This is a genomic window from Streptomyces sp. NBC_01275, assembly GCF_026340655.1.
Taxonomy (GTDB): Bacteria; Actinomycetota; Actinomycetes; order Streptomycetales; family Streptomycetaceae; genus Streptomyces.
Window position 1 is genome coordinate 6164932 of the sequence record NZ_JAPEOZ010000001.1, and the last position, 13238, is coordinate 6178169.

Genomic DNA, 13238 nt, shown 5'->3' on the forward strand with positions numbered 1-13238 from the left:
TCATCCGACGCAGTCGATCGGCCCGCCCGGCGACGGCTGGTACAGCGTCCGGATGATCAGGCCCCGGAGAGCGACCGGCGCGGGCGGCGCCCTCCCGGCCAGCTGCACGGGCCCGCGCGGGCGCAGCGCCTGCAGCAGCCGCCTCCCGGCCGACACCACGGCGGCTAGGGCGGCGAGAGCGGCGAGGGCGGCGAGGGCGGCGCGGAGCCCGGCGTACGCCGCCGCGGACATCGGCCGGCTGCTCGCCAGAGCGTGGCAGGCGGCCGACTCGGCCTCGGGACGCGCGTGCGCGACCGCGTCGCACCCATGCTCCTCAGGAAGGGCGCCGGGCACTGCCGGGTTCCCGTCCCAACAGCCACAGCAGATACGGCCCCCCGATCAGCGCGGTCAGCGCGCCGACCGGGATCTCCAGCGGCGGCAGCAGGGTGCGGGCGACGAGATCGGCGGCGACCAGGATGAACGCTCCCGTCAACGCCGAGGTGACGAGCGGGAGTTGGGGCGTGCTGGTGAGACGGCGGGCCAGCTGGGGCGCGGTGAGGGCGACGAACCCGATCGGGCCCGCCGCGCCGGTCGCCGTCGCGGCCAGGACGACCCCGAGCACGGTCAGCCCGAGCCGCACCCGGTCCACCCGTACGCCCAGCGCGGACGCGGTGTCCGCGTCCAGACCGAGCGGACGCGCGGCCCGGGCCGCCCACACCAGGGCGGGGACGGAGAGCAGCAGGACGACGGAGAGCGGCCTGGCCTGCTCCCAGCCGCGCCCGTTGAGGCTGCCGGTGAGCCACAGCTTGACCTGCTCGGCGGCCTCCAGCTCGCTGTCGGCGATGTAGAGCTGGACGACGGCGGACAGGGCGACGCCGATGCCGACCCCGGTGAGGACGAAACGGTTCGGCTGCATCCCGCGGCGCCATGCGAGGGCGTACACGAGGGCCGCCGCCGCGAGACCGCCCGCGACGGACACGGCGGGCATCGCCCCGGGCGAGGCGATGGCGCCGGTGGCGAGCGCGAGGACCGTCGCGGCGGCGGCCCCGTGCCCCACGCCGATCACATCGGGGCTGGCCAGCGGGTTCCGGGTGACCGTCTGCACGAGCGCCCCGGACAGCCCGAGCGCCGCGCCGACCAGGGCGCCGAGGACGATACGGGGCGCCCGCAGCTCGTCGACGATCAGGTCGTACGGGCCCGGCTCGCCGCGCAGGGTGCGGTAGACCTCGCCCGGCGGGACGTACGTCTGTCCCAGGCAGGCGGAGGCGAGCATGACCGCGCCGAGGAGGACGAGGAGAGCGGCGGCGACGCCGAGGGAACGGCGGTGCAGGAGGACGGAGACACGGGGATGCGGGCGCAGGGCCGTCCACCCACGGGCGACCCCGGCACCGGCCGCGCCCTCCGCCCCGACCGTCCTCCGGCCCCGGTCGCCGCTCAACTCGCCGCACCCTTCCGTCGTACCAGCACCACCAGTACCGGCACTCCCACCAGTGCTGTCATCACTCCGGCCGGCACCTCCGCCGGCGCCCGTACCACCCGCCCGGCCACATCGGCGAGCAGCAGCAACGCGGCGCCCAGCAGGGCGGACAGGGGCAGCACCAGCCGGTGCGCGCCCCCGCGTGAGAGCCGGCGCGCGAGATGCGGCACCGCCAGGCCCACGAAGGCGATCGGCCCCGCCGCGGCCACCGCGGACGCGGTCAGCAGGGTCGCCCCGAGCGCCGCACACGCCCGTACCGTGTGCACCCGGTGCCCCAGCGCCCGAGCCGTCTCGTCCCCGAGGGCCAGCGCGTCCAGCCCCCGCGCGCACGCCCCCACCAGTACCGCCCCCACCAGCAGAAACGGCAGCATGGGTACGACGGTGTCGGCGTCGCGTCCGCTCAGCGCGCCGACCTGCCAGAACCGGAACTGGTCGAGGGTCGCCGAACTCGACGTCAGGACGACGGTCGTGCCGCCCGCGGTCATGGCGGACAGGGCGGTGCCGGCCAGCGCCAGCTTCACGGGTGAGGCCCCGCCCCGGCCGCGGGTTGCGATGGCGTACACCAGGCACGCGGCGGCGACGGCGCCGGCGAAGGCGTACCAGACATAGCCGGTGAAGCCGTTGGCCAGGCCGAGGGAGACGGCCAGCACGACGCCGGCCGCGGCGCCCTGGCTCAGGCCGAGGACGCCGGGGTCGGCGAGCGGGTTGCGGGTGATGGCCTGGAGGGCCGCCCCGGCCAGACCGAGGGCCGCGCCGGCCGTCAGCCCGATCTCCGTGCGCGGCAGCCGCAGCGACCGTACGACGAGTGCGTCCGGGGTGCTGCCGCCGTGCAGCACGGCGTCGAGCACGGCGGACGGCGGCACGGCGCGGGTGCCGACGGCGAGGCTGAGCACGGCCGCGACGGCCACCAGGAGGGCGGCCGCCGGCCAGGCGAGGAACTTCACTTGAGGAACGTCACTTGCCGAGGTTGTCCGCGAGCTCGTTCACGACCAGGCGGGCCGCCGTCGGACCGGCGTTGAGGTACCACGGGTCGTCGTCGACCTTGACGGCCTGACCCGCCTTGACCGCGTCCATGCCCTTCCACAGCGGACCGGCCAGCGTGCTCGCCGCGTCCGTCTTCGACGCGTCGCCCTGCACCGAGTAGAAGATCCAGTCGCCGTCGGCGGTGTCGATCTTCTCGCTGCTGATGTCCTGTGAAATGGCCTTGAACTGCTGCGACTCGGGGCGCGACAGTCCCATGTCCACGGCGATGGAACCGGTGAAGGACGACACGCCGAACATCCGGGTGCGGTCCGGGGTGAAGCGCACCATGGAGACGGTCGGGCCGCCCTCGACGGCCTTCCCCTCGGTCTGCGCGTCGGAGACGATCCCGTCGAGCAGCTTCTGCGCCGCCTGTCCCTTGCCGATCGCCGCGCCGACGAGCAGCAGGTCCCGCTTCCAGTTGATGCCCTGGCCGGCCGTGACCACGGTCGGCGCGATCTTCGACAGCGTGGGGTAGAGGTCGCCGAGCGAGTCGTTGACCAGGATCAGGTCGGGCTTGGCGGCGGCGAGCGACTCCAGGTTGGGGGCCTGGCGGGTGCCGGCGTCGGTCATCGCGGCGAGCTTCGACTCGTACTGCGGGAAGGCGTCCGCCAGGTAGTCCGGGACCAGGCCGGCGTTGTCGGCGCGGGTGGAGGCGGTGGGGACGACGCCGAGGGCCAGCAGGTCGTCGAGCTGTCCCGTGCTGAGCACGGCGATCTTCTTCGGCGCCGTCTTGACGGTCGTACTGCCCTGGAAGTGCTTGACCGTGCGAGGGAACGTTCCATCGGTGTCGGTGTCCGCGCCCATGCCGTCGGCGAGGGCGCTGGGAGCGGCGTCCGGGCCCTCGGACGCGCCCGCGACGAGGTTGCGGTCGCCGTCGGACTTCGCGGCGGAGGACGACGACTTGGCATCGTTGTCAGCTGCGGTGGAACACCCGGCCAACAGCCCTCCGACGACGACGGACGCGCCCAGGGCGGCCTTCCACTTCAACGTACGCACAGCTACTCCGAGTCCGAGGCTTGTTCACCGCGAGGGGTTACTCGCTAAGGTGAGGCTTACCTTAACTGGTGTTGCTGTGGGTGATGACGGAGGGGCAGGAGGGGCGGGAGGCGGGAGGGGCGGGCTGGTCACCGTGGTCCGGAACCGCCCGCGCCCGGGGAGGCCTTGGTCAGCGGGGAGACGTCCTGCCCGCCCATGTCTAGACGGAACGGCGGATACACATCGGTCATCAGCGCCGCGTAGGCGGCCACCCGCGCGACCCAACGGGCCAGGCCGAGCAGGAAGTCGTAAAGGGGAACCGGGTAGCGGCCGGTGAAGGCCAGGATGATCACGGCGACCAGGGAGAGGAAGGAAATCAGCCCGCCGCCATGCCAGCCGCCCATCTTTCCCCACCCCCACCCCCAGCCGCCGACGAGCATCTCGACGACGATGTACTGCGGGATCGCCAGCAGCCACCACTTCACCAGAACCAGGCCGCGGGACAGCCGCTCGGGATACGCGACGTCGAAGTGCGCCGGATAGTCGGGCACGTCCGCGAGGGTGAACGGCGGATACCGGTCGGTGCCGAGCGCGGCGTGGGCGTAATAGCCGACCCGCCAGTTCCAGCGCATCACACCGACGTTGAAGTCGAAGAGGGCCCGCGGGTATCGCTCGGTGAACAGAACGGCGAAGAACGCGACGACGGTCACGAGGGAGAACGCGATCCACAGAAAGAACAGCACGATGTAATGCGGAATCGCGAGAAGCCACTTCACCAGCCACAACCACCGGGACAACCGAGGATCGAGCGACGCCTCGAAACGGACTGGCGACAGACCGACCGGACTCACGTGGCTCAGCTCCTTCCGAGCATCCCCACCCCGGCGACTACGGCCCGCACCCTCCTCCTTTCAGGCTCGCACGGGGAGTGGAAGGCCGCGACAGGGGAAGCCGAGGCCAAGAACACGTCATTCCGAGCCGCCGAGTCCTGAGAGTCCCGTCGGGAAACCACTTCAATGGCGGCTGCGCCGACATATGACCCACCGGCCGCAGCCGGCTGTCGAGCAAAGCGGCCCGTCATCCCCGTGCGCGGTCGTGGCTCAGGAGGTGGCGTTCCAGGAGTGTGCGACGTCGATGACCACGCGATCATCCAGCTGCGTCACCCGGAACGGCAGCCGGGCACGCACGCCGACCCCGATCAGCACATCATCCTCAAGGGCGTCGGCGTAGCGAGTGTCCTTGAACGTCTGGTAGCCCGTGATGTCCACTCCGGGCAGCGGTTGCCCGTGCTGCCCCGGGTAGGACGGCGAGCCGGTCGACGGGTCGTAGTTCGGGCCCACGGAGATCTGGAGGATCGCCCCGCCGTCGACGGGGATCTCCCCCGTACCGGGCGTGGTCAGCTTGTCGACGTACTTGACGCGGTAGCCGATCGGCCCGGCCGTCGAACCCTTGAAGTCGAGGACCATGCGGTCGAAGCACTCGTGCTGACCGGTCCTGATGTTCGCCAGCGGGGGCTTGTAGCCCTCCGTCGGCGACACGTGCTTCTCGAGGCTCCCCCACCCGGTCTCACACACTGCCGACGCGCCGGTGTCGGCCTGTGCCGTCCCCGCCGCTCCTGCGATCCCGGCTCCCGCCAGCATGAGAGCTGCCAGTGTGGTTCCGAGTCGTCGCATGGTTGCTCCCAAAGATCGAGTACATGGGTACGGCGCCAGGGCCTGCCCACCAGAGCAGGCCTCGGGAGGCCGCGGTGGTTGAGACTGGGCCCGCAATGTGATCGGACCTGGCCCGGACCATCACGAAAAGGCAACAGTCAAACGACCGAGGAAGCGCCCCCGCGACCCCGTTGAGGTCCCGATCGTCCGGCCGCTCCCGCTGACGTACGCCGCACCCCGCGCAGGAGCCGCCCGGCTCAACTGCGTAAGAACACGGTGACGAGGGTGAGCGGTGAGCCAACGCCGCAGGTGGGCCAGCTCCTCCTCCGCCACCGGTTACGACCGCTCCTCCGGCAACAGCGCGGTCGCGCGGCCGAGTTCACCGGCCCGCACCTGCGCGTGTACTTCTCTCGCCCGCGAGCCCCAGCTGAAGAGACCGGTACGGAAGGGCGTTGAAGTGCAGGTCCCGCTCCGGATCCCACTGCACCCGCGCCGGAGCCTGCTTCAACTGCCGCTTCCACTCGGCCTCGTTGTTTGCTCTCGTCTGCCGCGGCAACCGCGTCCTCAGTGACGATCACTTCGTCTTCTTCAACAACCCGCAGACGCCGGACGGCTCAGTGCGTGTTCTCCCCGCCACTGCACCTGACAAGGCGGCGATCTGTGTCTCCTTCGATGGATTGCCCGATGAGGCTGACCGGTTCGTACTCGTGGCGGCCATCGACCCAGAGGTCAACCCGGACGCCGACCTCTCTGGATTCACAGACGCCAGCATCCGCCTGCTCGACCCAGGGCTGGCTGAGCTGGGACAGCTGGAAGTCTCCGACGGCCGGCCGCACGAAACCGCCTTGGTACTCGGCTCCTTCCGCCGCAGGGCAAACGGAGACTGGGACTTCGTGCTGGGCGGCAAGAGCTACACGGGCGGCCTGGAGGAACTCGTTGAGGACTTCGGCATCGAGGTGGAGTAGATCCACCTGGGGCCAGAGCTCGTGCGCTGGATGAGGGCTGTGACCGCGGCTTGATGACATTTCTTGACTTGGACGGCCGCCACCGCACATCCAACCGTCGGAGCGACCGACCCGCCGACCGTTCCCGATCAGAGCCCTATTTCTCGCGCAGGTTCTCGACCTCGGCGGCCAGCACGGCCATGCCGCGCACATGCGTGTAGTACCTGGTCGCGTACTCGTCGTCGATCGCTGGGAGGACCTTGTCGAACACCGCCGTCAGCCGGGTGAGGCTTTCGCGGTGTTGTTCGGAAAGAGGTCCTTTGAGGACGCTCGCCGCGTAGCCGTAGGCGTCCGCGTCAAGCATCACCATGTCCTGGTCCTCGACGTCCAGGCCGCGGAAGCCGGGTGGGAACGGCATGGCCATGTGCTCGGCCGTCATCCGCGAGAGTGCATCCAGTTTCTCTTCGAACATGCCGGCGATCATGCCAGGCACACGCAGGTATCCAGGTGTGGTTCGCATGACTGGAACGGACGTCACTGCGCATCGGAACGCGTGCGGCCCCAACCTGGTGAACCTATGCGGTCACGGCGCTGGCAACCCAAAAGGCTTGTGGAACGGCCGGCGTGGGGCACGGATGACACGAAATTGCCAGTTCACCTGACGGTCCGGGTCTCGGATAGTCAAGACCTGTGGATCGAAGGGTGCTGCTGGCCGCGGCTGATGACGCGGCTGCCCATCTGACTACCGGACTTCCGTCGGGACCGGGTCGAGGAAGAAGAGGCACCGGTCCGCGTTGAACTCGCCCACCTCGGCGATGAAACGGAACTTGTCGCCTGCGCCGACGGTGGCGGGGATCTTTTTGCCGGTCAGTTTCAGGTCAAGGATGGTGACGTCCTCGTACTTGAAGGCGGGGCCGATCGCCGCGTTCGGTCCCTGGTCGCGAAGTCTTGTACTCGTACTTGATCTCGTCGGCCATGCGGCTCCGCGCCCCCTGAATGGGCTGCTCACACCAACTGCCTCGTGACATAAGGGACTCCGTGAGGGACTCGGCGTCACCGATTTCACCCTCGGTCCCGAGCCCGATCCGGGCCAAGGAGCACTCGGTCGGGGGCCCGTGACGGCGTCGAAGAGGCCGTGACCATCGCGGGAAACGACCACCGGTGTCCGTACGCCCTCGCCTGAAAGGATCCGGCCAGTGCAGGACAGGACGGGTTGTGGAATCCATGACGGAAGAGGAGTCGCGCCACAGGCGGCGGGCGCGCTTCGAAAGACTGGCGCACGTGGTGGTGGAACCGTTGCACCGGTATCTGCTGCGACGGACGAGCGCCGACATGGTCGACGACATCCTGGCGGAGGCGATGCTGGTGCTGTGGCGCCGTATCGACGACGTCCCCGGCCTGGGGTCGGCGCCAGGTTCCCTGCCCGACCCCGATGACGTGCTGCCGTGGTGCTACGGGGTGGCGCGGGGCTGCCTGGCGAATGCCCGCCGTGCCGACGGGCGCCGGCTCCGGCTGGTGGAGCGGTTGATCCGGACGCAGGAGCAGCAGCCGGCCGGGGTCGCCGACCACAGCGATCTGCACGCCGCGCTCGCCGCCCTCGGGGCGCTGGACCGTGAGGTGGTGCGGCTGTGGGCGTGGGAGGGGCTGGCGCCCCGGCAGATCGCGGAGGCGACCGGGCTGACGTCCAACGCCGTGAGCATCCGGCTGCACCGGGCGAAAAAGAAACTCGCCGAACAGTTGGGGCGAAAGCATGACGAACCGTCCGGACACAGGAGAGATGAAGGAAGGAGCGGTCAGTGAATGACGACGAGTTGCTGGCGCGGCTGAAGTCCGCGGACCCGGCGCTGACCCCACATGCTCCGCTGCCCGACATCGACCGACTTGTGGAGGACGTCTTGACCACTGACACCGCGCTCCAGACCGGCAATACGGTCCCCGCGAAGACCGCTGCGCGACGGAGTCGCCGTCAGCTCCTCGGACTCGCGGCGGCTGCCGGTCTGCTTCTGCTCGGCGGCGGCATCGCCGGAGGAGTCATGGCGAACAACGACAACGGGCACTCGGCTTCGGCCGGCCCGCTGGCACTCACCACCCACAGCGGCTTCGGCAGCCAGAAGTGTGTGACACCCAGTCCCGACACCCTGCGTGGGTACCCGACCCTCTTCGTGGGAACGGTCACCTCCATCAAGGGTTCCACGGTCACCCTCCGCGTCGACTACTGGTTGAAGGGCGGCGACACGGAGACGGTCGTGCTCGACAGCGACGCGAGCCGGCCGGAGGCGCTGACGTTCTCGGAAGGTGAGCGCTACATCGTGGCCGCCGAGAACGGCGTCGTCCCGGTGTGCGGTGCGAACGGGGTCTCGGACGAGACCGTCGACGAGTTCCGCCAGGCATTCGGGAAGTAACGGAAACCAGCTGCACGGACGATCCGAGCCCACCGACGGCCGCGGCGGGCTCGGGCCGGTTGACCGTGTTCGCGCCGCGATGATCCTCAGGAGGAGAGGTGCGTGCAGGCCCGACGCGGAGCATCGGCAGCGGTTCGGCTGTCGGGTGAGCCGGCTCGTCATCCCAGGAGGTGGGCAAGAAGTTCGTCTCCAGCGGGATAGGGGGGTTCCTGGGGCAGCAGCCGGCTGGCGGAGTCCAAGTCACCACCGCTGACGAGGGCGTGGATCTCGTGGGCGAGCGGGGTCACGTCGCGGATGCCGACCGTCCACTCGTCCGCGTAGCGTCGTACGGCCTCACCGGAGAGCCCCAGTTGCAAGGACCTGTACGGCAGGGGCTGAAGGCGCAGGTCCCGCTCGGGGTCCCACTGCACGCGAGCGGGCGCACGCTTCAACTGACGCTGCCAGGTGGCTCGGTCGGGGTGCACCCCGCGGACGTAGCTCGACAGACACGCCTGGCTTAGCGCCCATTCGAAACCGTCACGGCTGATCTCGACAGCGAGGACGGTCTCCTGCCCCTCCTTCGCGGCCCAGCCGCACCGGTACATCATCCACAGGAAGCTGGGCTTGATCCACGTCATCCGGTCCCGCTTCCACTCGGCGGGGAAACGGCCCTCCCGGACGGCGGGCAGGCCGATTTTCGGGGAGTACGCCTGGTAGACGGTGATCGTGGAGTCCGAGTGGGCCGCACGGATCCCGCGTTGTGGTTCTTCCATGGCGTACAGCGTGGGGTCGGCCGGTGCGGGCGGCCACTGATTTTCGGCTGCTCCTCGCGGTGGCCGGTGGCAGGTGGCAGGTGGTCGGCGGCCCCAGAGCGGGTTGGACGGGCACGGAATCGCCTGGAACCCTCGCGCGTTGAGGACAGTGGGCATGGGATGCCGGTGGTGTGCGAGCCGAGCAGCCCGAGTGAGCGAGCTGACAGATATTGGAGGGGCCGTAATGGCAGCGCAGACGCAGAGGGCCGTGCTGGCTGGCGGATGCTTCTGGGGGATGGAGGAGCTGATCCGCCGACTCCCGGGCGTGACGGCGACCCGGGTCGGATACACCGGGGGCGACGTGGCGAACGCGACGTACCGCAACCACGGCACGCACGCGGAGGCCATCGAGATCCTTTTCGACCCCGCGAAGACCGACTTCCGCGCGATCCTGGAGCTCTTCTTCCAGATCCACGACCCGAGCACCAAGAACCGCCAGGGCAACGACATCGGCCTCAGCTACCGCTCGGCGATCTACTACGTGGACGACGAGCAGAAGCGGATCGCCGAGGACACGATCGCGGACGTGGACGCCTCCGGACTGTGGCCCGGCAAGGTCGTCACCGAGGTGGAGCCGGTCGGCCCCTTCTGGGAGGCCGAGCCCGAGCACCAGGACTACCTGCAGCGATACCCGGACGGCTACACCTGCCACTTCCCGCGCCCGGGATGGCGGCTGCCCGCCCGCGCGGAGGGCTGACCGGCCGAGGGCCGACCGCGAGGCGACCCGTCGAAAGACGGAGGCCGGCCGAGACCCCGCCGACGGACGTGGCGACGCCGGTGGGGCAGGACGCTGACATCAGCCTTCGGCCTTCGCCACGCCGATCGGGCAGGACACGCCCGTTCCGCCGATTCCGCAGTAGCCCGCCGGGTTCTTGTCGAGGTACTGCTGGTGGTACGCCTCTGCCGGGTAGAAGGCGCGGCCCTCCGCCGGGAGGATCTCCGTGGTGATCGTGCCGTGGCCCGAGGCGGTGAGGACCTGTTGGTAGGCGGTGCGGGAGGAGTCGGCGGTGGTGGCCTGGGACGGGGAGTGGGTGTAGATCGCGGAGCGGTACTGGGTGCCGACGTCGTTGCCCTGGCGGAAGCCCTGGGTGGGGTTGTGGGACTCCCAGAAGGTCTTCAGGAGACGCTCGTAGGAGATCAGGGCGGGGTCGTAGACCACGCGGACGACCTCCGTGTGGCCGGTCAGGCCCGAGCAGACCTCCTCGTAGGCGGGGTGCTCGGTGTGGCCGCCCTGGTAGCCGACCAGGGTCGTCCACACGCCCACCGGGAGCTGCCAGAACTTGCGTTCGGCGCCCCAGAAACAGCCCAGGCCGAAGTCGGCGATCTCGTAGCCCTCGGGGTAGGGGCCGAGCAGCGGGGTGCCGAGGACCGTGTGGCGGTCGGGGACGGCGAAGATCGGCTCCGGGCGGCCCTTCAGCGCCTGCTCGGGGGTGGGCAGGACGGGCGTACGGCCGAACAGCATGACGCGGGCTCCTTCGTCTTCGCAGGTTTCGCAGTCGTCGCGGGACAGCACGGGCGACAACGTCTCCGTGCCGCCCCCCATTCCGGCGCCTGCTCCGGCGCCTGTTCCGGCCGGTTCGGCGTCGACTCCGGCGCGGGCGGTGACGTCAGTGCAGCAGCGTCGCCGGGCTGCCGCCGTTCGCCTCGTAGCCCGCCACCGCCAGCGCCCGGTAGACCGCGAACTCGCCCGCCGGGTCCGGGGAGAGGGTCCAGGGGAGGGCGCCCACATGGCCGTCGACGTGTATCAGCTGGCTCATCGCCTCCGACCAGCGTTCGCCGCGCACCAGGAAGAACACCAGCAGATGGCGGACGTGCGCCAGCATCGGGTCGTCGGGACGGGCCGCGTGCACCGCGAACAGCGCGCCGTGGATCGCCTTCGTCACGACCTCGCTCTGGTAGAAGCTGCTGACCAGGTTCACCTCGGGGAGGTGCTCGAACACCGCGAACAGCGGCATGGCCGCCAGCAGGGACGCCCGGGGGGCCCGCGCCGCGGCCGCCTCCGCGAAGGAGTTCGCCAGGTCGCGCGAACCGTGCCACTTCTCGCACCAGTAGTGCAGGGCCGCCAGATGCGCCCCCATGTGGGCCGGAGCGCGGTCCAGGATTTTCAGCCAGAGCTGTTCGAACTCCGGCTGCGTGTACTCCAGGCCCCGGGCCACCGACAGTTCGACGATGTACGGGACCGGGTCGCCGGGGGAGAGCAGCGCCGCCTGCCCGCAGGCGTCCTTCGCCTCCTCCATGATGATCCGGAAGTCGTCCGTGCCCCGCGTCGACGTCCGCCACGCCTGCTGCACCAGGAACTCGGCGTGCACCGCCGCACCGCCCGCGTCCTTGGGCGCCTCCGCCCGCCACACCCGCAGCCACTGCCCGCCCGGCGCCTCGCTGACGCCGCCCGGCCGCTGCTGCAGCTCCAGCGCCGCCGCGCCCGCGAAGGCCTGCACACGCTGCCAGCGCAGCTCGCCCTCCGCCTCCGTGCCGGCCAGCAGCTGCTGCGCCGCCCGGTAGTCCTGCGTGTGCTGCACCACGTCCAGGACGTCCAACAGGTCCTGGTCGGGGCCGGGCATCCGGATGTCGAGCTCCTCCGTCCGCACGAACCCGTAGTCCGCCGGGTCCGCGGCGTCCGGGTGGCCCGCCGGGACCTGCTCGATCATGCCGCGCCTGCGCCGCAGGAACGGGAGCAGCACGAAGCTGATCATGATCAGCGCCATCAGGACCCAGAGAATCTCCATGTCACCAGCGAACCAGACCACGCCGACAATTGGCCAACCCGTCCCCGCTCCTGTGGAAAACTCCCCGGACCCGTCCGGCACCGGGCCCGCGAGCGGACTACGCTCGGTGCTCATGAGCGACAGGCACATCAGTCAGCACTTCGAGACTCTGGCGATCCACGCGGGCAACACCGCCGACCCCCTCACGGGTGCGGTCGTCCCCCCGATCTACCAGGTCTCGACCTACAAGCAGGACGGCGTCGGCGGTCTGCGCGGCGGCTACGAGTACAGCCGCAGCGCCAACCCGACCAGGACCGCCCTGGAGGAGAACCTCGCCGCCCTCGAGGGCGGTCGGCGAGGCCTCGCGTTCGCGTCCGGACTGGCGGCCGAGGACTGCCTGCTGCGTACGCTGCTCAGCCCCGGCGACCACGTGGTCATCCCGAACGACGCGTACGGCGGCACGTTCCGTCTGTTCGCCAAGGTCGTCGCCCGCTGGGGCGTGGAGTGGTCGGTCGCCGACACCAGCGACCCCTCCGCCGTACGGGCCGCGATCACCCCGAAGACCAAGGCTGTGTGGGTGGAGACCCCCTCCAACCCGCTTCTCGGCATCACCGACATCGCCGCCGTCGCCCAGGTCGCCCATGACGCGGGCGCCCGGCTCGTCGTCGACAACACCTTCGCCACGCCGTATCTGCAGCAGCCGCTGTCACTCGGCGCGGACGCCGTGGTGCACTCCCTGACCAAGTACATGGGCGGTCACTCCGACGTCGTCGGCGGTGCGCTGGTCGTCGGCGACCAGGAACTGGGCGAGGAACTGGCGTACCACCAGAACGCGATGGGCGCGGTCGCCGGGCCCTTCGACTCCTGGCTGGTGCTGCGCGGCGCCAAGACGCTGGCGGTGCGCATGGACCGGCACAGCGAGAACGCCGCCAAGGTCGCCGACATGCTGACCCGGCACGCGCGCGTGACGAAGGTGCTGTACCCCGGCCTGCCGGACCACCCCGGTCACGAGGTCGCCGCCAAGCAGATGGGGGCCTTCGGCGGGATGGTGTCCTTCCAGGTGGCGGGCGGTGAGGAGGCGGCCGTGGAGGTCTGCAACCGCGCCAAGGTGTTCACGCTCGGCGAGTCCCTGGGCGGCGTCGAGTCGCTGATCGAGCACCCCGGTCGTATGACGCACGCGTCGGTCGCCGGCTCGGCCCTGGAGGTCCCCTCGGACCTCGTCCGCCTCTCCGTGGGCATCGAGAACGTCGACGACCTTCTGGAGGATCTCCAGCAGGCCCTCGGCTAGGA

At 70.3% G+C, this 13238-nt stretch carries 15 protein-coding genes and 2 pseudogenes; 5 read left to right on the forward strand and 12 right to left on the reverse strand.

Translation table 11 applies throughout. The features are described 5' to 3' along the window. The 7 genes and pseudogenes from OG562_RS27375 to OG562_RS27405 all read right to left on the reverse strand — a co-directional run. Positions 1–231: a hypothetical protein gene (locus OG562_RS27375; RefSeq protein ID WP_266402324.1), complete on the reverse strand. Its 231-nt coding sequence runs from the start codon at positions 229–231 to the stop codon at positions 1–3. A gap of 82 nt (positions 232–313) precedes the next feature. Continuing rightward, positions 314–1339, reverse strand: a complete 1026-nt coding sequence (locus OG562_RS27380; protein WP_266409568.1) for an iron chelate uptake ABC transporter family permease subunit — start codon at positions 1337–1339, stop codon at positions 314–316. A 74-nt stretch (positions 1340–1413) separates the two neighbouring features. Next, on the reverse strand, positions 1414–2400 hold the full coding sequence (locus OG562_RS27385; protein WP_266402325.1) for an iron ABC transporter permease: 987 nt from the start codon (positions 2398–2400) through the stop codon (positions 1414–1416). A gap of 10 nt (positions 2401–2410) precedes the next feature. Continuing rightward, complete coding sequence (locus tag OG562_RS27390) at positions 2411–3475, reverse strand: iron-siderophore ABC transporter substrate-binding protein (protein ID WP_266402327.1); 1065 nt, start codon at positions 3473–3475, stop codon at positions 2411–2413. A 128-nt stretch (positions 3476–3603) separates the two neighbouring features. After that, entirely contained in the window at positions 3604–4305 is a 702-nt protein-coding gene (locus OG562_RS27395) for a DUF4389 domain-containing protein (protein ID WP_266402329.1), read from the reverse strand. A gap of 249 nt (positions 4306–4554) precedes the next feature. Then, entirely contained in the window at positions 4555–4992 is a 438-nt protein-coding gene (locus OG562_RS27400) for a hypothetical protein (RefSeq protein ID WP_323187561.1), read from the reverse strand. 450 nt (positions 4993–5442) lie between these two features. After that, a pseudogene (locus OG562_RS27405) lies at positions 5443–5638 on the reverse strand (DUF4291 family protein); the annotation flags it as partial. Between the two features lie 4 nt (positions 5639–5642). Here OG562_RS27405 and OG562_RS27410 point away from each other — a divergent pair. Then, positions 5643–6071 (forward strand): annotated as a pseudogene (locus OG562_RS27410) (TerD family protein); the annotation flags it as partial. Between the two features lie 136 nt (positions 6072–6207). On the opposite strand, the gene OG562_RS27415 reads toward OG562_RS27410, so the two are convergent. Beyond that, positions 6208–6522: a hypothetical protein gene (locus OG562_RS27415; protein ID WP_266402332.1), complete on the reverse strand. Its 315-nt coding sequence runs from the start codon at positions 6520–6522 to the stop codon at positions 6208–6210. A gap of 270 nt (positions 6523–6792) precedes the next feature. After that, complete coding sequence (locus OG562_RS27420; RefSeq protein ID WP_266402334.1) at positions 6793–7059, reverse strand: DUF4839 domain-containing protein; 267 nt, start codon at positions 7057–7059, stop codon at positions 6793–6795. Between the two features lie 272 nt (positions 7060–7331). Between OG562_RS27420 and OG562_RS27425 the strand changes: the two genes are divergently transcribed. Further along, the gene (locus OG562_RS27425; protein ID WP_266402337.1) at positions 7332–7850 is read left to right on the forward strand and encodes an RNA polymerase sigma factor; all 519 of its coding nucleotides are present in this window, start codon (positions 7332–7334) and stop codon (positions 7848–7850) included. Next, positions 7847–8452: a hypothetical protein gene (locus OG562_RS27430; RefSeq protein WP_266402340.1), complete on the forward strand. Its 606-nt coding sequence runs from the start codon at positions 7847–7849 to the stop codon at positions 8450–8452. The genes OG562_RS27425 and OG562_RS27430 overlap by 4 nt, the downstream gene beginning before the upstream one ends. 158 nt (positions 8453–8610) lie before the next feature. On the opposite strand, the gene OG562_RS27435 is transcribed toward OG562_RS27430, so the two are convergent. After that, a complete protein-coding gene (locus OG562_RS27435; RefSeq protein ID WP_266402342.1) occupies positions 8611–9204 on the reverse strand; it encodes a DUF4291 domain-containing protein in 594 nt (197 codons plus the stop codon). Positions 9205–9427: 223 nt separating this feature from the next. Between OG562_RS27435 and msrA (OG562_RS27440) the strand changes: the two genes are divergently transcribed. Further along, positions 9428–9940 (forward strand): peptide-methionine (S)-S-oxide reductase MsrA, encoded by a 513-nt coding sequence (gene msrA, locus OG562_RS27440; RefSeq protein ID WP_266402345.1) that lies wholly within the window; start codon positions 9428–9430, stop codon positions 9938–9940. A 99-nt stretch (positions 9941–10039) separates the two neighbouring features. Here msrA (OG562_RS27440) and msrA (OG562_RS27445) read toward each other — a convergent pair whose 3' ends face one another. Both msrA (OG562_RS27445) and OG562_RS27450 read right to left on the reverse strand, forming a co-directional pair. After that, positions 10040–10705 (reverse strand): peptide-methionine (S)-S-oxide reductase MsrA, encoded by a 666-nt coding sequence (msrA, locus tag OG562_RS27445; protein WP_266402347.1) that lies wholly within the window; start codon positions 10703–10705, stop codon positions 10040–10042. Between the two features lie 145 nt (positions 10706–10850). Beyond that, positions 10851–11969 carry a hypothetical protein gene (locus OG562_RS27450; protein ID WP_266402349.1) on the reverse strand — a complete coding sequence of 373 codons (1119 nt, stop codon included), beginning with the start codon at positions 11967–11969 and terminating at the stop codon, positions 10851–10853. 112 nt (positions 11970–12081) lie between these two features. Here OG562_RS27450 and OG562_RS27455 point away from each other — a divergent pair, with 112 nt between their 5' ends. After that, entirely contained in the window at positions 12082–13236 is a 1155-nt protein-coding gene (locus OG562_RS27455; RefSeq protein ID WP_266402352.1) for a cystathionine gamma-synthase, read from the forward strand. Positions 13237–13238: the final 2 nt, after the last annotated feature.

Coding starts and splice junctions, on each gene's coding strand:
- OG562_RS27435 (WP_266402342.1), bottom strand. CDS start 9,204: ATGGAAGAACCACAACGCGGGATCCGTGCGGCCCACTCGGACTCCACG.
- OG562_RS27450 (WP_266402349.1), bottom strand. CDS start 11,969: ATGGAGATTCTCTGGGTCCTGATGGCGCTGATCATGATCAGCTTCGTG.
- OG562_RS27415 (WP_266402332.1), bottom strand. CDS start 6,522: ATGTTCGAAGAGAAACTGGATGCACTCTCGCGGATGACGGCCGAGCAC.
- msrA (WP_266402345.1), top strand. CDS start 9,428: ATGGCAGCGCAGACGCAGAGGGCCGTGCTGGCTGGCGGATGCTTCTGG.
- OG562_RS27455 (WP_266402352.1), top strand. CDS start 12,082: ATGAGCGACAGGCACATCAGTCAGCACTTCGAGACTCTGGCGATCCAC.
- msrA (WP_266402347.1), bottom strand. CDS start 10,705: ATGCTGTTCGGCCGTACGCCCGTCCTGCCCACCCCCGAGCAGGCGCTG.
- OG562_RS27375 (WP_266402324.1), bottom strand. CDS start 231: ATGTCCGCGGCGGCGTACGCCGGGCTCCGCGCCGCCCTCGCCGCCCTC.